A 23,742-nucleotide genomic window follows, 5' to 3' on the forward strand; every position below is an offset into this window, starting at 1 on the left:
TGAATGACAGATGCCCCCAAAGCGGTCAATTGAATTGTCATACCGTGCAAGCTGCGCCAGAATAAGCGCATGAAAACAGTGCTGCCCGTCCTGATCTGCCTGCTGACCCTGTCGGCCTGCGGCCCCCTGTCGATGTACTATCGCGAAGGCGAGAGCGTCGCGCGCCTGCAGACCGAGACCACCGCCTGTCAGGTGCAGGCGCTGAAAGATGCGCCCGTGGCCAATCAGATCCGGCAAAGGCCGCCAACCTATTGGCCCGGTCGCACCTATTGTGATCGCAACGGGCGGTGCTACCGCAATCCGGGCTGGTGGGAGCCGGGGCGGGTCTACTCCGTCGACGTGAACCAGGGCCTGCGCAGCAAGGTCGAGGCACAATGCATGGCCGCGAAAGGATATCGCCCGGTTAGCCTGCCGCCCTGCGGACAGGGTGTAAAATCACGGGTCACACCTGCGCGGACAACCACTTTGCCACCGCTGAGCACCCAATCCTGTTTCGTCAAATTCGACGATGGCTCTTTCCAGATCATAACACCCGGCCAGCCGGGCTAGAGCCAGCCGCTAGGCCATTCCGGCTGCTGCCCTTCGACGCAGCCCAAGGACAAGGTGCATCAGGATGGCGATTGCGTAGCAGCCGATGACAGTCAGGAACATCGCAGTCTCGTTCACACCCAGCAGAATCGCCAGCAAGACAGGCGTGCCCAGCAGATTTCCGGCATTGCCCATCTGCGCCATCGCCCCATAGCTAAGTGCCTGAGCGTCGGCTGCTGTATTGAGTTCCGGTACAGCAGCAAAGCTGGCCCCTTGTACAAGGCCCAAAACGGCGAACAGGGCAACACAGACGACCGACAATGGCGCACCAGAAAAAAGGGCGCAGATAGCCAAGACGCCAAGCCCAAAGCCAAGATTGACCACAGTGATCGCCGCAAACCTGTTCAAAAGCAGCGGCACCAGCAGCAACGACAGCGTGATCCCGGCCAAAGGCATCAGCGCCGCAACTGACGCACCCTGCGCCTCAGGCAACCGTCCGGGCAGGATCGCCAGCAACGAGACGAATGTCAGCGTATAAAAAAACCATCCAATCGCTGGTGCCGACACAAAGGGCGAACGGTAGGTTCTGAGATGGGCTGTGACGAACGCAGACAAACCGCGCTCGTCCTGCCGCGCCGCTCCCATATCCACTCTGATCCCGCTCAGCGCTATCAGCGCAGCGATCAACAGCATCAGCCCGCCATGCAACGCGAAATAGGCGGGCAGGCCGAAGTGATCGACAATTGGCAAGCCGAACCACGCATTCAACGCAAAGGCGACGCCGAAGAAAGTGCTCCACAAAACCATTGCCAGATTTCGCGCCTGCCCTGTCGTGATCTGTGCAATGAGCGTGGGGGCTGCGACCACGATCGCCAGATGCGAGAACCCTTCGACAACACGACTAGCCAACATCAGGTGGAAACCCGGCAAGCTTGCCTGCATGAAAGACAACGCTCCGCCCAAAACCAGCCCCGACAAAAGCAACCGCATGGGCCCGATCCGGGCCGTGATCGCGCCAGAGGTCGCCCCAAATACAGCGCCCATCAGGCTTATGATCGACAAAAGCCAGCCGATCACGGCGGCCTGCTCTGGGTAAAGCGCACTGATATCAGCGAACGGGACAGCGATCTTGGCGAACTGCGTGGCAGCACCAAGCCCGGCAAACCAGATCAGCATGACCTGCGCAAATCTGAGGAAAGACGATGTCATGCCACAGGTCTATCCTGACAGGTCATGCACAGGAACGCATAAATTATGCGACCTCTCCCAAAACAGTTCTCCCCGCAGCACCGCTCGGGATACGGCCATGTACCAATGCGTCTGAACCGAAGGGGTCTCGTCCAAGTGTCTGCATCGGCCCGGTGATCATATGTTTCCCCGAGCCGCAGAAATCACTCCGCCGGTTCGGGCTCGTCGATCTGAGCGACACGCGCGCCGGATTTGTTCGACGTCACAACCCCCAACGATTTCAGCTTGCGGTGCAACGCGCTGCGTTCCATGCCGACGAAGCTCGCCGTGCGGCTGATATTGCCGCCAAAGCGATTGATCTGAGTCAGCAGATACTCTCGCTCAAACGCCTCGCGAGCTTCGCGCAACGGCAGCGTCGCCAACGCGCCGGACAGCACGACACGACCGGATTCATCAGACTTTTCTTCCTCATTCGGCAGCTCTCGGGCCTCGATCGGGCCGGTGCCATCGCCAAGGATCAATACACGCTCGATCAGGTTCTTGAGCTGGCGCACATTGCCGGGCCACGTCATCGTCTGCAGCAAAGCGACCGCCTCGTCAGACAATTCACGTGCAGGCAAACCCTGCGTTTCATTGCACATTTCGATGAAGTGCTGCGCCAGAACCGGGATATCCTCGCGCCGTTCTTCCAGCGACGGGACAGCGATCGGCACCACATTCAGGCGATGATAGAGTTCCTCGCGGAACCGGTCCGCTGCGATTTCATCTTCCAGATCACGGTTGGTCGATGAAATCACCCGCAGATCGACCCGCACCTTGTCGCTGCCGCCCACGCGCTGAAATTGCTGATCCACCAGCACCCTCAAAATCTTGGATTGGGTGCCCAACGGCATGTCCGCGACCTCATCAAAGTAGACCACCCCGCCATGGGCTTCTTCCAGCAGGCCGGATTCGATCCCGCGTTCGGCAGATTCACGACCAAACAAGACCTCTTCAACCCGCTCAGGCTCGATCCCGGCGCAATTCACAGTGACGAAGGGCGCGTTGGCGCGGTTGGAATGGGCGTGAATATAGCGCGCCGCAATTTCTTTGCCCGACCCCGCCGGACCACTCAGCATCACGCGGCCGTTCGATTTGGTAACCTTGTCCAACTGCCCCTGCATTGCGCGGAACGAGGCCGATTTGCCGATCATGTCCGAACAGCTCACCTCTTTGCGTTTCAGCGAGGCATTCTCGCGGCGCAGGCGCGAGGTTTCCATCGCGCGGCGGATCACGACCATCAACTGGTCGATATTGAAGGGCTTTTCGATAAAATCGTAAGCGCCCTGTTTGATGGCCGCCACGGCAATCTCGATATTGCCGTGGCCCGAAATGATCACCACCGGCACGTCAGGGTTGTCGCGTTTTACCGCCTTCAGGATGTCGATCCCGTCCATGCGGCTGTCTTTCAGCCAGATATCCAGAATCAAAAGCCCCGGTGGCTCGGCATTGATCGCCGCCATGCAATCGTCCGAGTTTCCCGCCAACCGGGTGGAATAGCCTTCGTCCTCGAGAATATCGGACACCAATTCGCGAATATCGCGTTCGTCATCTACGATCAGAATGTCGCTCATCTTTGGCCTGCTTTCAGTTTGTTTGTTTTAATCGCCTGCTTTTCCGACGCGTCTGACGGGCCGCCTGAGGCCCCGGGAAGACGAATGACAGCCATTGCGCCGAAATGGTCCTGTCCGTCAAAGACGGGCGCATCTTCTAATGTCAGCGCTCCGCCGTGTTCCTCGATGATTTTCTTGACGATGGGCAGGCCAAGGCCCGTGCCCTCGTCGCGGGTGGTTACGTATGGTTCAAACAGCCGCGCCCGGTCTTCGGGCAGGCCGATGCCGTTGTCAGCAATCGTGATCTGCGTTCCCGCATCGTCGCGCGAGACCGCCACTTTGATCTGCGGCTTCAGGTTCTCCGGCGCGCCCTTTTCCTTCAATGTATCAATAGCTTCGCCTGCATTCTTGATCAGGTTCGTCAACGCCTGACTCAGCATGGTCGCGTCCACATCTGCAAGAATAGCGTCGTCCGGCAAATCCGCGTCAATCTGCACCTCCGGCTGACCGGCCTGCTGCAGCAATACCGCCTCGCGCACCAGTGTCACAACATTTTCCTCATGCCGATCCGGCTCGGGCATCCGCGCGAATTTCGAGAACTCGTCAACGATGCGCCGCAGATCATTCGTCTGTCGTACGATCACGTCGGTCATGGATTCAAGGCTGTCGCAATCGTCCTCATCCAGCTTGCGCGAGAATTTACGCTTGATCCGCTCGGCGCTCAGCCCGATCGGCGTCAGCGGGTTCTTGATCTCATGCGCAATACGGCGCGCCACATCGCCCCACGCCGCCATGCGCTGCGCACTGACCAGATCGGTCACGTCGTCAAACGCCACCACATAACCTTCCAGACCGCCGTCTTCACCGCGCCGCGTCGCCATGCGCACCAGCAGGTTTTCCAGCTGACCTTTGCGGGTCACCTTTACTTCGCCCTGCACCGCCTCCTGACCGGTGGTCTTCAGTTCGTCAAACAGCGGCAGGAATTCGGGCACGGCGATGCCTATGGCAAGATGCTGTTCCCCGCCCGACCAGTCCAGCAGGCGTTCGCCCGAGCGGTTGACGAAGGTCACGCAGCCGTCGGGGTCAACCCCCACCACGCCCGAGGTCACCGAACTCAGCACCGAGTCAAACAGTCTCCGACGGCGTTCGATATGACGTGTGTTTTCAAGCAGAGTATCGCGCTGGCCCTTCAACTGGCGGGTCATCTGGTTGAAGTACCGACCCAGCATCGCGATCTCGTCATCGCTGGCCTCTTCATACACCTGTACACTCAGGTCCCCTGCCCCCACGCGCTGCGCCGCCGTTGTCAGCCGTCCCACGGGGCGCGACAGACGTTCGGCAAACCACATGCCAAGCGACATAGCCGCAAGAATGAGGATCACCGCAAAGCCCAGATATAGCAGGCCAAATTCGAACAGTACGCGACCCCGTTCACTTTCGAGTTGGCGATAGAACTGCGCCGTTTCCTTGGTTTCATCCAACAGCGTCAGCAGTTCGCCATCGACCTCGCGACTGACATAGAGGTAGCGGTCCAGATAAGCCTTCAGCGGCACAAGCGCGCGGAATTCGCTATTGGCCCAATCGGCGATAATCACCATGCCCTGATCATTGGCCTCGATGATCTCTTCCTGCGTCGGGGCTTCGTAGTCGAACAGATAGGACCGATCCCCGCGCGAGCGGATCTCGCCACTTCCATCGATGACATAGGCTTCACGCAGACCGCGCTGAATCTGCGCCTGCCCCTGTGCCAGCACCTCGCGCAGTTCCGCGTCCGAAATGTAGTAGTTCACCGCCCTGGCGTTATCCAGGAACCGCGCCAGTACTACGGCATCCTGCGTCAGACCCTGGCGGTGTTCCTGCTCATAGGCCTCAGCTGCGCTGAGCGATGAGCCTACAACCTGTCGCACCCGATCCGAAAACCAGCCCTCAAGCCCGATATTCACAGTCAGCCCGGCGAAAATCGCCACCGTGACCGTGGGCACCAGTGCCAAAAGCGTAAACGCGCCGATCAGGCGCAGGTGAAGCCGAGAGCCCGCGGATTTCGCCCGCCGCGCCGCGATCAGACTGAAGAGCTGCCCCAGAACAAGCGCGGCCACGACCAGCACATAGACCAGATCGGCCAGCAGAATCAGCCGCAGCGTCGGCGCGGCTGCACCAAGATCGAAAGGACCGATGACCAGATAGGTCGCCAGCGCCAGAACCGGCCCCAGCATAACCAGTCCCAATGTGCTGAAATTGCGCATCTTCCGGGACTTGCGCCACCGGTTGATCGATAGGATCGGCCCGTTCTGTGCCCGGGTTGCCACCGTCTGCCCTCTTACTGATGTGCCGCATGCGCGACTGACCGCCATATGTCGTGGTCGTTGTCGGGGGCGAACCCGAATGCCACGGTTTGTGTGGCGATATTACATCAGTTTGCGGCGACGTGTCACCTGAATATCGAGGTCGGTGATCTTTTTCCGCAGCGTATTCCGGTTAATCCCCAGAAGATCAGCACATTTTGCCTGATTGCCCCCGGTCGCATCCAGCGCAATTTCGATCAAAGGGGCCTCAACCTCACGCAGAATGCGTTGATACAGACCCGGAGGCGGCAGGATATTCCCGTGCAGATCGAAGTAGCGCCGCAGGTGGCGAGCCACCGAGGATGAAAGCTTCTCGCGCTCGCCATCGCCCAGAACCGGTTCGGCCTCGGGCTGGCTGCCCAGCACCATCTCGACCTCGGTGCGCGAGATTTCATCGGCACGGCTGGTCAGGCTGAGGCGACGGATCGCGTTCTCAAGCTGGCGAACATTGCCGGGCCAGGAATAGCGCCGCACCAGCTCGACGGCCTCGGGGCTCAGACGGCGCTGCGCGCCGCTGTCGCGCTCTTCCCGCGCCAGAAAGTGATCAGTCAGCAAGGTGATATCGTCAACGCGCTCGCGCAGGGCCGGAACATGGATCGTCGCGCCGCAAAGCCGGTAATAGAGGTCCTGACGCACGCGGCCGCTCTCCATCGCGTCGGTCAGGTCAGACTGGCTGGTGGCCATGAAACGCGGCACGTGATCGCCCGGCGTGTCCATCATCCGCACGATGCGCGCCTGAATCTCATCATCGATATCGGCGATTTCGTCGATCAACAACGTCCCGCCGCGCACCCGCGCCATCACCCGCGCCGGGCCTTCCAGATCGCTCAGATCAGCTGCGGTTGCAGTCACAAACGGCAATGTCCGGCGGTCCGAGAAATCGTGAATAGCGCGCGCAATCAGAGACTTACCAGTACCGCTTTCGCCCGAGATCATCACCGAAAGATCGGTGTTCATCACCCGCGCCACCAGACGATAGAGCGCCTGCATCACCGGGGTACGCCCGACCAAGGGCAGTTCATCAGGTCGCTCTTCGCTGACCGCAACCGGTTCGGTTTGCGTACGCTGTTTCTGGTCCAGCGCGCGCGCCGTGCGCTTCATCAGATCGGGCAGATCGAAAGGCTTGGGCAGGTAGTCATAGGCATCCGCCTCGGCCGCCTGAATGGCGGTCATGATGGTGTTCTGGGCCGAGATCACGATGACCGGCAAACCGGGCCGGTCCTGTGCGATCTTGGGCAGCATTTCAAGCCCGTTCCCGTCCGGCATCACCACATCCGAGATCACCACATCGCCTTTGCCCTCGGCCACCCAACGCATCAACGTCGTCAGCGAGGATGTGGCGTGGACCTTGCACCCTGCCCGCGTCAACGCCTGTGTCAGAACCGTGCGGATCGTGCGGTCGTCATCGGCAACCAGAACTGTGCCATCCATCAGATGCTCTCCTTATCATATGCGTCCGGCGGCGCGCGCCGCAGGGACAGGCGGAAGACGGTGCGCCCGGGCACCGAATCCGCCGAAATCCAGCCGTCGTGGTCGGACACGATCTTGCTGACCAGCGCCAGCCCCAGACCCGTGCCGTTTTCCTTGCCCGAGACGAAGGGGTCGAAAATATCGCTTCGAATATTTTCAGGCAGCCCCGGCCCGTCATCAATGATCTCGATCTGCAAGGGCAGCGAATGCCCAGACCCGTCACTGCGCCGCAGCCGGAACGAGTGTTCGAAATAGGTACGCAGTCGGATTGTGCCTTTTTCCTCAGCCGCTTCCGAGGCGTTCTTGAGCAAGTTCAGCACCACCTGCAGAAACTGATCCGGGTCGCCATAGGCCAGCGGCAGCGACGGGTCATAATCCTCGACAATGGTCATATGCGCGCCAAAGCCCAGCAGCGCCGAGCGGCGGGCGCGGTCCAGAACGTCATGGATATTGACCGGCTTGAACGCGGGTTCGGACAGGTTTCCAAACTGTTCGACCTGTTCCAGCAGCTTCACGATTCGGCGGCTTTCTTCGACGATAAGATCTGTCAATTCAAGGTCTTGCTGCGAGATATTCATGCTCAGCAGCTGCGCAGCGCCGGTGATCCCCGCCAAGGGGTTCTTGATCTCATGCGCCAGCATCTCGGCCATGCCGATCGCCGACTGAGCCGCGGATTTCACGGTGTTACCACGCGTCATCCGTCCGGCCAGCTCACGGGGTGAGATGATCATGATCATTGAACCGGGAAATCCCATCAACGGCGCGATCTGCAGCGCACACTGCAACGGCGCGCGATTGCCCGAGCCCACATCCACATCGTTCACGAACAAGGGGGTACCCTGCTGCCGGGCCCTGAGGAAGGCTTCTTCCAAGGGCGCGTCGACGGCCAGCTGGTCCCAGACCGGGTGCCCCACCACCGCCTTGCGTGAGGCGTTCAGGAACCCCTCGCCCGAGGAATTCACATCCGATATCCGATCCTCGGAATCGATGATGAACGCCGGAACCGGCAGCGATGCCCAGATGCTCTGATCGGAATTCATGCTGCCGCCTCCGCCTGTTCGTTCAGCGCGTCGCCCAGAAGGCGTAACACCTCATCCGTATCGCGCGAGGTCAGAACCGCACGGCGCAGATTGGCAGGTGTTGCGGCCTCATCCATGTACCAGCCCAAGTGTTTACGCGCGACGCGCATGCCCAGATCAACGCCATAGAACGACAGCATCGCCTGATAGTGGCCGCGCACCATCTCGGTCAGATCATCGCCAACCGGAACGACCGGCGCTGTGGCCCCGAAAAGGTCATGCGATATCTGCGCCAATAGCCACGGTTTGCCCTGTGCACCACGGCCCACCATCACCCCATCTGCGCCCGACTGCTTGAGCGCCACCTGCGCGGCCTGCGTATCGATGATATCCCCATTGGCGATGACCGGGATCGAGACCGCCTCTTTCACCGCCCGGATCGCAGGCCAATCGGCAAAGCCCTTGTAGAACTGGCAGCGCGTGCGCCCGTGGATCGTGACCATCCGGATACCGGCATCCTGAGCACGGCGCGCCACATCGGGCGCGTTCAGCAGGCTGTCATCCCAACCCAAACGGGTCTTCAGCGTCACCGGCACCTCCACCGCATTCACCACGGCCTCAATCAGCGTCAAAGCATGATCTGGCGTCTTCAATAACGCCGATCCGGAATAGCCATTGGTAACCTTCTTGGCAGGACACCCCATGTTGATATCGATCACCCGCGCACCGCGATCCGCGACCTGCCGGGCGGCTTCGGCCATCCAGTGCGCCTCGCGCCCCGCCAGCTGCACGGCTGTATTTTCGACATCCGCCGACAACTCGGCCCGTTCGCGTACGCCCGGTTTCGCCTGCACCATTTCCTGACTGGCGACCATTTCGCTGACCACCAATCCCGCGCCAAAGCGCATCACCAGATCACGGAATGGCCGGTCGGTGATTCCGGCCATTGGCGCCAACAGCACCGGAGGGGACAGATCCTTTTCAGCGAGACGCAGGGTCAATGTGCCTAATCCTTAAGCAGTTGCGCATTTGATATCGAAATCGCAGCATATGAACAACAAAACGGCGCCGTTCAAGCCCGCAAAATCATCATATGCTTAATTTTTAATCAAAATGACGCAGGTGATTGCCTCTGCATTCACCGCCCCCTAAACAATGCCCAAATCAGGAGAGCTTGCGAATGACCACAGCCGCCATAATCGTCGCCGCCGGTCGCGGCCAGCGCGCCGGCGGCGGAGTACCAAAACAGTGGCGCACTCTCGGCGGACGGCGCGTCGCCGACTGGACCATTGAGCGCTTCGTTGGCCTGGTGGATCACATCGTCTTGGTCCTCGCCAACGAGGACACGACGGTCTGGGAAGCGTTCAAGGACACCGACCTTATTCTCGCGCCGGGCGGTGCGGACCGGGCCGCATCCGTTCGCAACGGCCTGCTGGCGTTGAAGGCGTACGACGTTGAAAAAGTTCTGATTCACGACGTTGCACGCCCCTGTGTCAGCGCCAAAGTCATCAACGATGTTCTGGCCGCGCTGGATACGCATCCCGCGGCAGCTCCGGGATTGGCGATCACCGATGCGCTCTGGGCCGGGGACGGATCTGTGGTGACCGGAACACAGGATCGCACCGGCCTCTATGCTGCGCAGACCCCTCAGGGGTTTCATTATTCCGCGATCGCCGCCGCCCATGAGGCCCACGGCGGCGGCGCAGCAGACGACGTTGAGGTAGCGCGTGTTGCCGGAATAGAAGTAGCGATCACTCCGGGCGATGCGGATAACATCAAAATCACCCGGCCCGAGGATTTTGACCGGGCGCGGCGCATAATGGGTATCGATATGAATGTGAGGCTGGGCAACGGTTATGACGTGCACCGTTTTGGCGACGGAGATCACGTCATCCTGTGCGGTGTGAAAATACCGCATGATCGCGGATTGCAGGGACATTCCGACGCCGATGTGGGAATGCATGCGGTCACGGACGCAATCTATGGCGCGCTGGCCCGGGGCGATATCGGGCAGCACTTCCCACCATCTGACCCACAATGGAAAGGGGCCGCCAGCGAGATATTCCTGCGCCACGCGGTCGAGCTTGCCGGGCAGCTGGGCTATGCGATCTCGAACGTGGATTGCACGCTGGTGTGCGAGTTCCCCAAAATTGGTCCGCATTCAGTGGCGATGCAGGCCGAGATGGCACGGATCATGGGTCTGAATGCCGATCAGGTCTCGGTCAAGGCCACGACTTCGGAAAGGCTGGGGTTCACGGGCCGCAGTGAAGGGATCGCTGCGGTTGCCACCGCCTGTCTGGTGGCATCATGACTGCCGCGCGCCTGATCGGGACTGTCTGCGGCGTCGGATATCTGCGCCCTGCCCCCGGAACCTGGGGGTCGCTGGCCGCTTTGCCGCTGGCCTGGGTGCTGCATACGCTGGGCGGTTTCCCATTGCTGGTCGTCGGAACCCTCGCGGCCTTTTTCGGGGGCCTCTGGGCCACGCGCGTGATGACGGCGGGGCAAGACGATCACGACCCGTCCGAGATCGTCATCGACGAGGCCGCAGGCCAGTTCATCGCCCTCTGGGCGATATCCTACCCCTCATGGGCGCATGGCATCGACATCAGTGCGCTTTGGCCCGGATGGGTCGCAGGCTTCTTGCTGTTTCGCTTGTTCGACATCACCAAACCCGGTCCCGTCGGATGGGCTGACCGACGCGGGGACCCGATGGGCGTTATGCTGGACGATGTGATCGCCGGTCTCTTCGCCGCGGTTGGGGTTTTGGTACTTGCGGGCATCGCGCACGGGGTCATGGGCTTATGAACGTCGTAGATCTGCTGGACCGCGCCAAAGCGAAGGGTGTGATGATCGCCACGGCTGAAAGCTGCACCGGTGGCATGGTTGCCGCCGCGCTGACGGACATTCCGGGCAGTTCTGCCGTCGTCGAGCGTGGCTTTGTCACCTATACCAACACCGCCAAACAACAGATGCTGGGCGTGCGCGCCGAAACCCTTGCGACACATGGCGCTGTTTCAGAGGAGGTCGCCAAAGAGATGGCAGAAGGCGCGCTGCGCAACTCGCAGGCGCAGCTGGCGGTGTCTGTCACGGGCATAGCGGGACCCGGCGGGTCTGAGTACAAACCGGAAGGTCGCGTTTGCTTCGGCCTCTCCGCGTTGGACCAGCCCACACGCGTCGAAACGATCGAATTCGGCGCGCTGGGGCGCGACAATGTCCGAAAAGCCGCGCGCGATCACGCCTTGGTAATGTTGCTGAACGGCTGCTCAGCGAGCGACCGATAAGGGACACGTCCGAACAGAAGGGCCAAATCTGTCGCGTGCTGGTGAAGCACACCTAGAACCGCATCATCGCCTTCTACTGCATCCCGCTTTGCGCTCGGGCGCAAACGCACTGGTTACGAAGCTGCTTTTCTCGTTTGGCCCCTCGACTCTGGTCCAAGGGTCGGGCTATCAGCCCGCAACGTCCCTTCAGCCCAGAGGTTTGCGCCATGATCCCCAGTTCCTTCCCTGACAGCACCGAAATCGCCCGCCTGACCGCGCGCATGCTGCTGGAGATCAAGGCCGTCCACTTCAACGCGCGCGAACCGTTCACGCTGGCCTCAGGCCTGCCCAGCCCGACCTATATCGACTGTCGCAAGCTGATCTCATACCCGCGCATTCGCTCGACCCTGATGGACTTTCTGACCGTCACCGTGATGCGCGATGCCGGGTTCGAGGCGTTCGACAACATCGCAGGCGGCGAGACGGCTGGCATCCCCTTCGCCGCAATGGTCGCGGAACGCATGGCGCTGCCGATGACCTATGTGCGCAAGAAACCCAAAGGCTACGGTCGCAACGCCCGCATTGAAGGCGCGATGAGCGAAGGCGAACGGGTGCTGCTGGTCGAGGATCTGACCACCGATGGCGGAAGCAAACTGTCCTTCGTGGATGCAATCCGCGAAACCGGCGCGACCTGTGGGCATACAGCGGTGATCTTCTACTATGGCATTTTCCCCGAGACTGAGAAGACGCTCGGAGATCACGGTGTAAGGCTTCATTCGCTCTGCACGTGGTGGGATGTTCTGGCGGAGGCCAAGGCTCAGAAAGCCTTTGATCAAGAGACACTTGAGGCGGTGGAGCTGTTCTTGAACGACCCGCGCGGTTGGCAGGACGCACATAAAACCACATAAAACTCTTGTGGACAGATTGGGGATAACACCAGAAGAATCGGCGTTCTGCCTACGATATCTGGTGACTTTTCCCTCAGTTCATACATAATAAGCTGAGCATACGCAGGTATCCAAACTGTCAGGAAAGTTATCCCAAGGCTTTACCACGAGTTAGCCACAGGTATTTCCAGATAGCTTGCCGGGACAATTCGCGTGTAGAACCTCGGAACGGGCAGCGGGGACACAATGAACGAGATCAGCAGTATAGAGCAGGCAGCGGCACAGATTCAGAATCCGGAAACCATGCCGCACTCTATCGAGGCCGAGCAGCAGCTTCTGGGCGCGATCCTGACGAATAACGACCTCTACGACCGGGTAGCTTCAATTATCGGGGCCGAACATTTTTACGACCCGGTTCACTCGCGTATCTACGAGGTCGCGGCCACGCGCATCGCGAAGAATGCGCTGGCCTCGCCCGTGACGCTGAAATCCTTCATGGCAGATGACGAGGGCCTGAAGGAGTTGGGCGGACCCGCCTATCTTGTCAAACTCGCTGGCGCTTCGATCAGTGCCTTCGCGGTGCATGACTACGCCCAGATGATCTATGACCTCGCCATCCGGCGCGAGCTGATCCGGCTGGGTCGCGACATCTCGGACAAGGCCGCGCGGGTTGATGTGTCCAGCGAACCAAAAGAACAAATCGTCGAGGCCGAGCAACAGCTCTATCAGCTTTCCGAGCAGGGCCAGACCGAACAGGGTTTCCAATCCTTCCTGAAGGCGGTCACAGAAGCCGTCAACGTCACCAACGAGGCCTACCAGCGCGGTGGCGGCATGGCGGGGATTTCCACCGGTCTGGCCGACCTGGACAAACAGCTTGGGGGTCTGCATCCGTCCGACCTGATCATCTTGGCTGGCCGTCCGTCGATGGGAAAAACCTCGCTTGCGACCAACGTGGCCTTCAACGTGGCCAAAGCCTATAAGCGCGGCACCAAGCCCGATGGCTCGGAGGGTGCGATCGACGGCGGCGTTGTCGGCTTCTTCTCGCTGGAAATGAGCGCCGAGCAGTTGGCCGGCCGGGTTCTGGCCGAAGCCTCCGAGATTTCGTCGCATAAAATCCGCCAAGGCGACATGACTGAGGCTGAGTTCCGCCGTTTCGTGGATGCCGCGAAAGAGCTGGAGGCCTGCCCGCTTTTCATTGACGACACGCCAGCCCTGCCGATCTCACAGCTCGCCGCCCGTGCGCGGCGGCTCAAGCGGACCCATGGGCTGGACCTGCTGGTGATCGACTATCTGCAGCTCTGCCGCGGTATGGCCGAAAACCGCGTCAATGAAATCGCCGAGATTTCGATGGGCATGAAGGCCATCGCCAAGGAACTCAACATCCCGGTCATCGCTCTGTCCCAGCTGTCGCGTCAGGTGGAAAACCGCGACGACAAGCGCCCACAACTGTCTGATCTGCGGGAATCGGGCTCGATCGAACAGGATGCCGACGTGGTTATGTTCGTGTTCCGCGAGGAATACTACAAAGAGCGCGAAAAGCCCGGCGATCACGAGCTGGAAAAGATGGAAGAGTGGAAGCAGGCCATGGAACGCCTGCATGGCAAGGCCGAGGTTATCGTCGGCAAGCAGCGCCACGGCCCCATCGGCACGGTCGAGCTTTCGTTCGAGGCGCAGTTCACCCGCTTTGGCAACCTCGTCAAGCCGTGGCAGCAGGACGGCCAGATCGAAGGCTACTGACCGCTACCATAGCGCAGGCTGGTTCAACGCGTCGACACAGCGCGACGCGCCTTGCAACGGCGCGTCACCCCGGGCCGACAAAGGCTGCCCGATCCAGCCATGCGGATGGCTCAGCTTAAGCGGAGCCCGCGCAAACGCCTCGGTGATCGGCTGGAACCCGGTCTTACCGTAATAGGCCGGGTCGCCATAAGTGACGACAAAATCAACGCCCGCCGCACGCAGTTGATCCAGACCATGATGGATCAGCGCCTGCCCGACGCCGCTTCTCTGACGGCCAGTGCTAACAGCGACCGGCGACAGGACGAACACCTGCCGCTCATCCTGATCAAACCGCAGGCGCGACAGGAAGATGCACCCCAGCAACGCGCCATCTTCCACGGCGGAGAACACAAACAAATCCTCGTCCGGCGTGGTTTCCATCAGCCCGCGCACCAATGAGCCGATCAGTCTGCCCTCGTCCGCCCCTTCCGAGGCGGTGAAGACGTCGATAAAAAGCGCCTCGATCTCGGCCTCGCGCCCGTCGTGACCTGATATGAACCGGATCGCCATCTTTGAAACCCTTTGCCGTTGCAGTGGCAGAGTGCCCCCGGCCCAAGCCGAAACGCAACCACCAAATCAACGCCCGTAGCCTGCACGCGGAACATGAACGATAGCGCGCTGCAGCGTCTATTTGACACTGATGTGAATACAATTGCGAATCGGGCCAGAACGCACCCCAAGTCAGCCAAATCCTTGGATTTATTGGCCCTGCGGCATCGCGCTCTCAGTTCGAGACATTAAACCGTGATGGAAATCCGCATTCCCTCTTGACCTCGGATCGGGCAATGTCTTGAACGGGATCATGAGTACCGCACGTTTAACGATCAATCTTCACGCGCTTGCCCATAACTGGCGCGCACTGGATGCAAAGACGAATGTCGAAACCGGCGCAGTTGTCAAAGCTGACGCCTACGGTTTGGGTGCCGAGCCGGTTGCCTGGGCGTTGGCCGAAGAAGGCGTGCGCAAATTCTTCGTCGCCGCCGCCGAAGAAGGCGCCATCGTGCGCGAGGCGGTGGGACCCGAGGCGCTGGTTGCCGTGTTCTCGGGCCATATGGAGGGCGACAGCGACCTGCTGCGCGATCACAACCTGACGCCGCTGATCAACTCGCCCGAACAATTCAAGCGCCATCTAGAGGCGCTGCCCAACCATCCCTTCGGCATCCAGCTGGACAGCGGCATGAACCGCCTTGGTCTGGAGCCTGCGGATTGGGCCGAGCTGAAGCACAAAGCGCTGGAGCGTGATCCGCTGGTCGTGATGTCTCATCTGGCCTGCTCCGACGAGCCCGAACACCCGATGAACCGTCAGCAGCTTGAGACCTTCAAGCAGATGACAGACGGGGTCGAGGTGCCGCGTTCACTGGCCGCGACCGGAGGCACCCTGCTGGGGCCGGAATTCCATTTCGATTTCTGCCGTCCGGGCATCGGTCTCTATGGCGGGATGCCATTCACCGGGGCCAAGCCCGTGGTCACGGTCGATCTGCCGGTGATTCAGGTGCGCGATGTCACGGTCGGCGAAACCGTAGGCTATGGCAACAGCTGGACCGCACGCCGCCCGTCCAAGATCGCGACGGTAGCCGCAGGCTATGCCGATGGGCTGCATCGTGCCATCGGCGGCGGCATCGATACATTCGCTGGTGATCAGCCCTGCCCGGTGGTAGGACGTATCTCGATGGACCTGATCACCGTGGATGTTACCGACTTGCCGTACAAACCTGACCGCCTGCGTATCCTGAACGGGCACCAAACCGTCGATGATCTGGCCGAAGCTGCCGGCACCATCGGCTATGAGATTCTGACCTCGCTCGGCAGCCGCTATTCCCGAGGCTACGTGGAATGAACCCCATCTCATTGCTGGGGGAGCTGGGACGCGCCATCCTGACCATGCTGGCCGCGTTTGGCCGCGTCGCGCTGTTCGCGTTAGACGCGATTTCGCATATTTTCCGGCCTCCGTTCTATCCGCGTGAATTCGGCATCGCCCTGCTGAATATCGGCTGGCTGTCCCTGCCCGTGGTCGGCCTGACCGCCATCTTCACCGGCGGCGCGCTGGCGCTGCAGATCTATGCCGGCGGTGCACGTTTCAACGCCGAGGCCGTCGTGCCCCAAATCGTCGCCATCGGCATGGTGCGAGAGCTTGGCCCGGTGCTGGTTGGCCTGATGATCGCCGCCCGCGTGACCTCCTCGATCGCCGCCGAGATCGCGACCATGAAAGTGACCGAGCAGATCGACGCCCTGGTCACCCTGTCCACGCACCCGATGAAATACCTCACCGCCCCGCGCGTTCTGGCGGCGCTGATCACGGTTCCGGCGCTGGTCGCGATCGGAGATATCATCGGCATCGCAGGCGGCTATACCGTCGCCACGCAAAATTTGGGCTTCAACCCAGCCGCCTATCTGAAAAACACCGTCGATTTCCTTGAGGCGCGCGACATCGTCTCGTCACTGGTCAAAGGCGCGGCCTTCGGCGTCATCGCCGCCATCATGGGCTGTTATTACGGCATGTCCTCGGGTCGCGGTGCGCAGGGTGTGGGCCGGGCCACCAAAGGCTCGGTCGAGGCCGCCGCCGTGTTGATCCTCGCCGCCAACTTCGTACTCACAGGGGTGTTCTTCTCGCTATGATCCGGATGGAGAACGTACATAAAGCCTTTGACGACAACCGCGTCCTGCAAGGCATGAACCTTGAGATTCCCAAGGGCACCTCGATGGTCATCATCGGAGGCTCGGGCACGGGTAAGTCCGTGGCGCTGAAATGTATCCTCGGCCTGATCAAACCCGACAGCGGCATGATCTATGTCGACGATAAAGACGCCACCAAAGGCGACCGCGATGCGTTTCTGGCGCGCTTCGGGATGCTGTTTCAGGGCGCGGCCCTGTTTGACTCGCTGCCCGTCTGGCAAAACGTCGCCTTCCGCCTGCTGCGCGGCTCATTGAAACGCCCCACCGAGGAAGCCCGCGAAATCGCCATCGAGAAACTGCGCCGTGTGGGCCTGAAATCCAACGTCGCCGACCGCTTCCCGGCCGAGCTGTCGGGCGGCATGCAAAAACGCGTGGGCCTCGCCCGTGCCATTGCCGCCGAGCCCGAGATCATCTTTTTCGACGAGCCCACCACAGGGTTGGACCCGATCATGTCCGGCGTCATCAACGACCTGATCCGCGAGATCGTGACCGAGATGGGCGCCACCGCGATGACCATCACCCACGACATGAGCTCGGTCCGCGCAATCGCCGATAACGTGGCTATGCTGCACGGAGGCGTGATCCAGTGGACTGGCCCGGTCGGTCAGATGGATGCCTCGGGTGATCCTTATGTGGAGCAGTTTATCAGTGGGAGCGCTGAAGGGCCGATTGAGGCGGTGCGCTAAGCTTTCTCCGCCTCACGATCGCGCTTTATCTGCTCATACGCCCGCTTGGCATAGTCATAACGCAGCAGATATTTTCCTGCGTTGACAACGAAATCAGGCGTCTGAGTGCGCACGACTTCAAGAGTCTGTCGAAGATGGATGCCGGAAACCGGAATATACGCCGGATCCTCCCCGGAAAATCTGTTGTAGAGCCGACCTCCGAACCAACGCCCCCTCTTCCGCGCCTCATCGGCTTCATAGAGCCGAAAATGCAGCACACCAAAGAGTTGTTCTCGGTCGAATGGCAACCGATCTGCAGCCGCACTTCCGGCCGACAACACGGCGCTTGCGCCGCCTGTCAGGGCGTCCGACATACCTTTGCTCAATGCAGAAGGACCACTCAAAACTTTTATGACAGGTTCAGGCATTACACCTCAAAGACGTTGACAACAGCTTGCAACCATAGCGCTAGCTTGGGCGGCTACAACGAAAAACTTGCGCGCGATCTGGCCACCTCATAGATATCAATTGCCTTGTCAGGGATTGTCTATGACCCTCCGCCTCGCCACCCTCTCCCTCCTGATCCTCTACCCGATCGCGTGGTTCGCCCCGCTGATGCGTGCAGGCCTCCTCCCAATCTTCGGCCTCAGCGAAATCAGCGTCATCACCGGGCTCCAATCCTTGTGGAAATCCGACATCTTCCTCGCACTGGTCGTCACCGTCTTCGCCCTGTTCGCGCCTTACATCAAAACCATCGGCACCGCGCTGATCCAATGGGACCTGCTGGATCCACGCGTCCAACCCGCGCTCAACATCCTCGGCAAGCTGGCGATGGCCGATATCTTCCTCATTGCGCTGTATATCACTCTGGCCAAAGGCATCTCTTACGCCACCATCGAAACCGCCTGGGGCCTCTATCTTTTCACAGGCTGCATCCTCGCCTCGTTGACCCTGGGTCATATTACAGAGATGACATTCGGTTCACGAAAACCTCAGAGCTAATTGATTGAAAACGCATTTCCAAGTATCATTTAGATATTTCGAGCAGCAACGTGTTTGTAGTTCACCGGTCCGCAGCGGGCCAGATCGTGTTTGATATTCCTCCGCTTCGGCCCGGTTTCATATCGGTAGAAGAAGGAGTTCGACGACCATGGCCGCCCTCCACGCAGCGACATTGCAATTCCAGAATGCATTCCTGAAATTCACCTTTTTCCTGATCTGCGCCGCCGCCCTTGGCGCGGTCACAGCCACCGCTTTATCCGCGTCTGGCACCATTCCCTGGCTTTCCATGCAGGCCGGGTTTGGCGAAACGGGCGTGATCGATGCGGGTATCTATATCCAGATCGGCCTGACCGCACTGATCCTGATGCTGGCCTTCTATCTGCCCTCCAGCGCCCGCATGATGGCGCTGGAGCGGACGCACCGGAACTTCTCGTTGAACATGCAGGACGTGGCCGGGGCCTATCAGTTGGCCCATGCCGCCGACCGCAGCGGGGCCTTCGCGCTGTCCTCCGAATTCGACGCGGTCAAGGAACGCATGGCTTTTCTGCGCGACCACCCCGATCTGCAGGGGCTGGAACCTCAGGTGCTGGAACTAGCCGCGCAGATGAGCCAGATCAGTCAGGAGCTTGCCGATACCTATGGCGACGAAAAGGTGGACCGCGCCCGCACCTTCCTGCAGCAGCGCCAGCAAGAGGTCGAGCAGTTCCAGCAGCGTATCGAAGAGGCCCAGATCATCCAGCACGAGCTGCGCCAATGGACCCGAGATATCGAGATCGAGGAATCAATCGCCAAATCGCAACTCGCCCGTCTGCGGGATGAGCTGTTCGATCTGCTGCCCGAGCTTGCGGTGCAGCTGCAATCCTCGACCGACGACAAAACACCCGCAAGCGTCGTGGCAATGACACCCCCTCGCGCGGCGGAATAGGCGCTCAAAGCGCCCGCCGCGGAGGATGGCCCGCAGGGCCTGACGACGCGGCCCGCCCCCGGCGGTGAGGAAAGCCCGCAAGGGCTTGAAGAACCGCCCCGCCTCGGGCACGAAGGGCGCCATGGCAAAGACACAAACTTTCTCCTGCTCCGCCTGCGGTGCCTCACACACCAGATGGTCCGGCCGCTGCGATGGCTGCGGTGAATGGAACACCATTGTTCAGGAAACGCCTCTCTCGGCTGGCCCTGCGAAAAAATCCCTCGGTGGCAAACGTGGCCAGTCCATCGCTCTCACCGATCTCTCGACCGAAGAAACACCGCCACCCCGCACACTTTGCGGCGTCGAGGAACTCGACCGCGTCCTCGGTGGCGGCCTCGTCCCGGCCTCGGCTCTGCTGGTCGGCGGAGACCCCGGCATCGGCAAATCCACCCTTCTGCTGCAGGCCGCCGCCCGTTTTGCCCGCAATGGCATCAAGACCATCTACGTCTCGGGCGAAGAAGCCAGCGCACAGGTTCGGATGCGTGCGCGTCGTTTGGGCCTCGAGAACTCTCCGGTCCAACTGGCCGCTGAAACCAACCTGCGCGACATCCTGACGACGCTTGAGGCCGAAAAGCCCGGCCTCGCCATCATCGACTCGATCCAGACCATGTGGGCCGACAATGTGGACAGCGCGCCGGGCTCGGTGTCACAAGTCCGGGCCGCAGCGCACGAATTGACCACGTTTGCGAAACGACACGGCGTTTCGATCATCATGGTTGGCCACGTCACCAAGGAAGGCCAGATCGCAGGGCCGCGCGTCGTGGAACACATGGTCGACACGGTGCTGTATTTCGAAGGCGAACGCGGCCACCAGTTCCGCATCCTGCGGGCCGTCAAGAACCGCTTTGGTCCCGCTGACGAGATCGGCGTGTTCGAAATGACCGGCAAGGGACTGGCGCAGGTCACCAACCCATCGGCCCTGTTCCTGTCCGAGCGCGGCACGCCCAGCCCCGGCTCAGCCGTGTTTGCAGGTATCGAAGGCACCCGCCCGGTATTGGTCGAATTGCAGGCCCTCGTCGCCCCCTCACCCCATTCTCAGCCACGCCGCACGGTCGTCGGCTGGGACAGCGGACGCCTCGCGATGATCCTCGCGGTACTTGAGGCCCGCTGCGGCATCCCTTTCGCGGGCCTTGACGTCTATCTGAACGTGGCCGGTGGCCTGAAAGTGACCGAACCCGCCGCTGACCTTGCCGTTGCTGCCGCTTTATTAAGCGCCCGCGAGGACACGGCCCTACCTGCAGATACCGTGGTTTTCGGAGAAATCTCGCTTTCCGGGGCACTTAGGCCCGCCCCGCAGACCGAAAACAGGTTGAAAGAAGCGCAAAAACTTGGTTTCACCGCGGCAATTGCTCCGGCGGGTGGCAAAACCGGCACTGTGGCAGGTCTGACACTCACCCGACCCTCTGATTTGGTTGGGTTTGTTGGCGAAACCTTCGGAGCAGGTTAAGGTCGCGCCCCGAGGGGCAGTAAAAAGAACAGGCGAGGGCCATGGAAGGTTTTACAATTATTGACGGGGTTGTGGCCCTGATCATCGTGCTGTCAGGCCTTCTGGCCTATTCGCGCGGCTTCATGCGCGAGGTTCTGGCCATCGCAGGCTGGGTCGCCGCCGCCGTTCTGGCATTCATCTTCGCACCCCAAGCGGTGCCTCTGGTCAAAGAGGTGCCGGTCGTCGGAGAGTTCCTGCGCGACAGCTGCGAGCTTTCGGTCATCACCGGGTTTGCTGCGGTGTTTGCCATCGCGCTGATCGTGGTCAGCATCTTCACGCCGCTGTTCTCCTCGCTGGTCCAACGCTCGGCTATTGGCGGACTGGATCAGGCGCTGGGGTTCTTCTTTGGCATCGCGCGCGGCATCCTGCTGGTTGCGATCGCGTTCTTTGTCTACGACACCGTGATGACCGGCCAGTCTTATACAATGGTGGACGAAAGCCGCTCGGCCAAGGTGTTCGAACAGTTCAGCGGCAAGATCGAAGAACAAAACCCCGAGGCCGCGCTGGGCTGGGTTACCGCCCAATACGAACAGCTGGTTGCAAGCTGCACGGCGGACAGCACTCAGGAAGGCTGAACCCGATCAGATATTCAGATCCAAGCCCGGCTTTGTCCGGGCTTTTTCACGTCGGATCAGACAAATCCTTCACCGCCACAAATATTGCAGCGGATTGTTTTCAGCCCGACACAGCCATCACAACGGCTTGAGATCGGCTTGCCAAACTGATCGCGGCTTTTGATGACTTCACCGCTGCCCTTGCAAATCTCGCAAGGCGCGCGCCCTGCCCCGCGGCATCGATGGCATCGCCGCTTGAGCGGTTTTTCCTTCGGTGCGTTTTGCTTGTGTTGCCACATGGCGATTGTCCCACCCGATAGGTCCGCATGACATTTGCAGGCATGACAGCATAGGTCTGTCCATTTGTCATCTTAAACTCATGGAATGCACAAATCTCGCCTGCGGCAATTCGCAAATGTGATCCTTTGATGACACGCGCATCTTTAGGCAGTATGTCGGGGCCGTACCGACATGGAATCGGAGCTGCCAAGCTTGCTGTATCTGTTTTCTCTTGCGCTTGCTGCAATCGCGCTTGTGCCTGCCTGCCGCCAGCGCGGTGCGCGACTGCCCATTCAGATACCCCGCCGCAGAGCATCCGGTCAATTCACCAGCCAGACCAAGTCATAGCAAACGGAGCCCGTGTATGTGTGGGATTTTGGGGATCGCAAGCCGGACACATGATGTCTTTGCGGAAATCTATGACGGCTTGCTGATGCTGCAGCACCGGGGTCAGGATGCCTCGGGCATTGTGACATATAACGGCGAGTTCTTTCGCGAGAAAAAGGCCAACGGCCTCGTCAAAGACGTGTTCAACGCCAGCGATGCCGAGACCCTGTTGGGCAAAGTCGGCATGGGCCATGTGCGCTATCCCACCGCAGGCTCGCTCAGCGCGACCGAGGCGCAGCCTTTCTTCGTCAACGCGCCCTATGGCATCTATCTGGTTCACAACGGCAACATCACCAACACCGAAGAACAGCGCGAAAAGGTCACTGCGAAATACAGCCGGCACCTGCGCACAACCTCGGATTCCGAGGTTCTGCTGAATGTGCTGGCCGACAAGGTGGCTGATGCGATCAAGGTGAACGGCAATGCCGACCCGATCCGCAACCTGTTTGCCGGTGTCAAAATGACGATGGAGCGGGTTCAGGGCGCCTATTCGGTGATCTGTCTGGTCGCAGGTGTCGGAATGTTGGCCTTCCGCGACCCTTACGGCATTCGTCCGCTGTCCGTCGCCAAGCGCGAAGCATCGGGTCACGGTGATGATTATGCCTTTGCGTCCGAGGATGTGGCCTTTGGCATCAATGGGTTCGACAAGCTGCGTGACCTGAACCCGGGTGAGGCGATCCTGATCGATCTCGATGGCAATATGCACGAGTTTCAGGCCGTCGAAGGCCAACTGACGCCCTGCATTTTCGAGTATGTTTATCTGGCCCGCCCGGATTCCCTGCTGGATGGGGTCTCGGTCTACAAGACCCAGATGCGTATGGGGCAGACGCTGGCGAAACAGATCCAGGACTCAGGGCTTGAGATTGACCGCATCATCCCCGTCCCCGACAGCGCCCGCCCCGTCGCGCTTGAAGCTGCCAAGATCACCGGCATCCCCTATCGCGAAGGTCTGGTGAAAAACCGCTATGTCGGGCGCACCTTCATCATGCCCGGTCAGGCCGAGCGCCAGAAATCGGTGCGCCGCAAACTGAACGCCGTACCGCTGGAATTCGATGGGCATAACGTGCTGCTGATCGACGATTCCATCGTGCGCGGCAACACCATCAAGAAGATCGTTCAGATGTGCCGCGAGGCTGGCGCAAAGAAGGTCTATATCGCCAGCGCCTCACCGCCGGTGAAGTATCCGAATGTCTATGGCATCGATATGCCCACACGGCATGAATTGATCGCCAATGGCAAAGAGATCGAGGACATCCGTCAGGAATTGGGCGCGGATGCACTGTTCTACCAGAACCTTGATGATCTGATCTGGGCCGCGAAAGAAGGTAACCCTGACATCGAATCCTTTGACTGTTCCTGCTTTGACGGCAACTACGTCACTGGCGTGGATGAGGACTATCTGGCCAGCCTTGAAAGCAGCAGCCGGGTGAGCAAAAAGCGCGAGGATATGCAGGTCGTCGGCAGTTCATGGAACGCGGCGAAGCTGGCCTCGGGCTGACGTCCGGCCCCGGGGCGAATCGCAGCGTCAGCCGCCTCTGCAACACCAGCGCACAGGTCGTGGGATCGGTAAAAATCCGCCGACCTTTTTCTTTGGTCGGACAGAGGTTTGCACGAGGTGATCTGGCACCCATCGCTTTGCCCCTCGGACCGCTTCAAGTCCGGTTGGGCAT

Annotated in this window: 23 protein-coding genes; 14 read left to right on the plus strand and 9 right to left on the minus strand. The window is 60.4% G+C overall.

The annotated features are described in order from the left end of the window. Positions 1-69: 69 nt before the first annotated feature. Positions 70-549 carry a hypothetical protein gene (locus ACR0KM_RS15610; RefSeq protein WP_480819868.1) on the plus strand — a complete coding sequence of 160 codons (480 nt, stop codon included), beginning with the start codon at positions 70-72 and terminating at the stop codon, positions 547-549. Between the two features lie 9 nt (positions 550-558). On the opposite strand, the gene ACR0KM_RS15615 is transcribed toward ACR0KM_RS15610, so the two are convergent. From ACR0KM_RS15615 to dusB, 6 genes are all read right to left on the minus strand, one after another. After that, complete coding sequence (locus ACR0KM_RS15615; RefSeq protein WP_480857486.1) at positions 559-1,737, minus strand: MFS transporter; 1,179 nt, start codon at positions 1,735-1,737, stop codon at positions 559-561. 182 nt (positions 1,738-1,919) lie between these two features. Further along, positions 1,920-3,329: a nitrogen assimilation response regulator NtrX gene (gene ntrX, locus ACR0KM_RS15620; RefSeq protein WP_480857484.1), complete on the minus strand. Its 1,410-nt coding sequence runs from the start codon at positions 3,327-3,329 to the stop codon at positions 1,920-1,922. Further along, positions 3,326-5,551: a sensor histidine kinase NtrY-like gene (locus ACR0KM_RS15625; RefSeq protein WP_480857647.1), complete on the minus strand. Its 2,226-nt coding sequence runs from the start codon at positions 5,549-5,551 to the stop codon at positions 3,326-3,328. The genes ntrX and ACR0KM_RS15625 overlap by 4 nt, the downstream gene beginning before the upstream one ends. A 162-nt stretch (positions 5,552-5,713) precedes the next feature. After that, the gene (locus tag ACR0KM_RS15630) at positions 5,714-7,081 is read right to left on the minus strand and encodes a response regulator (RefSeq protein ID WP_480819862.1); all 1,368 of its coding nucleotides are present in this window, start codon (positions 7,079-7,081) and stop codon (positions 5,714-5,716) included. After that, entirely contained in the window at positions 7,081-8,160 is a 1,080-nt protein-coding gene (locus ACR0KM_RS15635) for a two-component system sensor histidine kinase NtrB (RefSeq protein ID WP_480819860.1), read from the minus strand. Before ACR0KM_RS15635 ends, ACR0KM_RS15630 begins: the two co-directional genes overlap by 1 nt. Then, positions 8,157-9,086, minus strand: a complete 930-nt coding sequence (dusB, locus tag ACR0KM_RS15640) for a tRNA dihydrouridine synthase DusB (protein ID WP_480857645.1) — start codon at positions 9,084-9,086, stop codon at positions 8,157-8,159. Before dusB ends, ACR0KM_RS15635 begins: the two co-directional genes overlap by 4 nt. A 233-nt stretch (positions 9,087-9,319) precedes the next feature. On the opposite strand from dusB, the gene ACR0KM_RS15645 reads away from it, so the two are divergent. The 5 genes from ACR0KM_RS15645 (at position 9,320) to ACR0KM_RS15665 (ending at position 14,023) form a co-directional block, all read left to right on the plus strand. Then, entirely contained in the window at positions 9,320-10,450 is a 1,131-nt protein-coding gene (locus ACR0KM_RS15645; protein ID WP_480865515.1) for a bifunctional 2-C-methyl-D-erythritol 4-phosphate cytidylyltransferase/2-C-methyl-D-erythritol 2,4-cyclodiphosphate synthase, read from the plus strand. Next, a complete protein-coding gene (locus ACR0KM_RS15650) occupies positions 10,447-10,944 on the plus strand; it encodes a phosphatidylglycerophosphatase A family protein (RefSeq protein WP_480857480.1) in 498 nt (165 codons plus the stop codon). Before ACR0KM_RS15645 ends, ACR0KM_RS15650 begins: the two co-directional genes overlap by 4 nt. Beyond that, the gene (locus ACR0KM_RS15655; protein ID WP_480857479.1) at positions 10,941-11,420 is read left to right on the plus strand and encodes a CinA family protein; all 480 of its coding nucleotides are present in this window, start codon (positions 10,941-10,943) and stop codon (positions 11,418-11,420) included. Before ACR0KM_RS15650 ends, ACR0KM_RS15655 begins: the two co-directional genes overlap by 4 nt. Positions 11,421-11,626: 206 nt before the next feature. After that, entirely contained in the window at positions 11,627-12,307 is a 681-nt protein-coding gene (locus ACR0KM_RS15660; protein ID WP_480819850.1) for an orotate phosphoribosyltransferase, read from the plus strand. Positions 12,308-12,532: 225 nt separating this feature from the next. After that, positions 12,533-14,023 carry a replicative DNA helicase gene (locus tag ACR0KM_RS15665; protein ID WP_480819848.1) on the plus strand — a complete coding sequence of 497 codons (1,491 nt, stop codon included), beginning with the start codon at positions 12,533-12,535 and terminating at the stop codon, positions 14,021-14,023. Positions 14,024-14,026: 3 nt separating this feature from the next. Here the strand turns inward: ACR0KM_RS15665 and ACR0KM_RS15670 are convergent, their stop codons facing one another. Further along, positions 14,027-14,572, minus strand: coding sequence for a GNAT family N-acetyltransferase (locus tag ACR0KM_RS15670; RefSeq protein ID WP_480857477.1), 546 nt, complete (start codon positions 14,570-14,572; stop codon positions 14,027-14,029). A 292-nt stretch (positions 14,573-14,864) separates the two neighbouring features. On the opposite strand from ACR0KM_RS15670, the gene alr reads away from it, so the two are divergent. The 3 genes from alr to ACR0KM_RS15685 are packed head-to-tail and all read left to right on the plus strand — an operon-like array spanning position 14,865 to position 17,421. Continuing rightward, positions 14,865-15,899, plus strand: a complete 1,035-nt coding sequence (alr, locus tag ACR0KM_RS15675) for an alanine racemase (RefSeq protein WP_480857476.1) — start codon at positions 14,865-14,867, stop codon at positions 15,897-15,899. Next, entirely contained in the window at positions 15,896-16,678 is a 783-nt protein-coding gene (locus ACR0KM_RS15680; protein ID WP_480857474.1) for an MlaE family ABC transporter permease, read from the plus strand. The genes alr and ACR0KM_RS15680 overlap by 4 nt, the downstream gene beginning before the upstream one ends. Next, positions 16,675-17,421, plus strand: a complete 747-nt coding sequence (locus ACR0KM_RS15685; RefSeq protein ID WP_480857472.1) for an ABC transporter ATP-binding protein — start codon at positions 16,675-16,677, stop codon at positions 17,419-17,421. The genes ACR0KM_RS15680 and ACR0KM_RS15685 overlap by 4 nt, the downstream gene beginning before the upstream one ends. Here the strand turns inward: ACR0KM_RS15685 and ACR0KM_RS15690 are convergent. After that, positions 17,418-17,828: a hypothetical protein gene (locus tag ACR0KM_RS15690; RefSeq protein WP_480529649.1), complete on the minus strand. Its 411-nt coding sequence runs from the start codon at positions 17,826-17,828 to the stop codon at positions 17,418-17,420. The two genes, ACR0KM_RS15685 and ACR0KM_RS15690, sit on opposite strands and share 4 nt — an antisense overlap. Positions 17,829-17,949: 121 nt before the next feature. On the opposite strand from ACR0KM_RS15690, the gene ACR0KM_RS15695 reads away from it, so the two are divergent. The 4 genes from ACR0KM_RS15695 (at position 17,950) to ACR0KM_RS15710 (ending at position 21,427) form a co-directional block, all read left to right on the plus strand. Beyond that, positions 17,950-18,402, plus strand: coding sequence for a paraquat-inducible protein A (locus tag ACR0KM_RS15695; RefSeq protein WP_480857469.1), 453 nt, complete (start codon positions 17,950-17,952; stop codon positions 18,400-18,402). 148 nt (positions 18,403-18,550) lie between these two features. Continuing rightward, positions 18,551-19,327 carry a DNA repair protein gene (locus ACR0KM_RS15700; RefSeq protein ID WP_480857468.1) on the plus strand — a complete coding sequence of 259 codons (777 nt, stop codon included), beginning with the start codon at positions 18,551-18,553 and terminating at the stop codon, positions 19,325-19,327. 121 nt (positions 19,328-19,448) lie between these two features. Continuing rightward, on the plus strand, positions 19,449-20,813 hold the full coding sequence (gene radA / locus ACR0KM_RS15705; RefSeq protein WP_480819834.1) for a DNA repair protein RadA: 1,365 nt from the start codon (positions 19,449-19,451) through the stop codon (positions 20,811-20,813). 41 nt (positions 20,814-20,854) lie between these two features. Continuing rightward, positions 20,855-21,427 (plus strand): CvpA family protein, encoded by a 573-nt coding sequence (locus ACR0KM_RS15710; protein WP_480819832.1) that lies wholly within the window; start codon positions 20,855-20,857, stop codon positions 21,425-21,427. Positions 21,428-21,527: 100 nt separating this feature from the next. Here ACR0KM_RS15710 and ACR0KM_RS15715 read toward each other — a convergent pair whose 3' ends face one another. Beyond that, positions 21,528-21,932 carry a hypothetical protein gene (locus ACR0KM_RS15715; RefSeq protein ID WP_480857466.1) on the minus strand — a complete coding sequence of 135 codons (405 nt, stop codon included), beginning with the start codon at positions 21,930-21,932 and terminating at the stop codon, positions 21,528-21,530. A 117-nt stretch (positions 21,933-22,049) separates the two neighbouring features. On the opposite strand from ACR0KM_RS15715, the gene purF reads away from it, so the two are divergent. Then, positions 22,050-23,570, plus strand: coding sequence for an amidophosphoribosyltransferase (gene purF, locus ACR0KM_RS15720; RefSeq protein ID WP_480857464.1), 1,521 nt, complete (start codon positions 22,050-22,052; stop codon positions 23,568-23,570). Positions 23,571-23,742 lie beyond the last annotated feature (172 nt).

The organism is Ruegeria sp. G10, assembly GCF_056533645.1.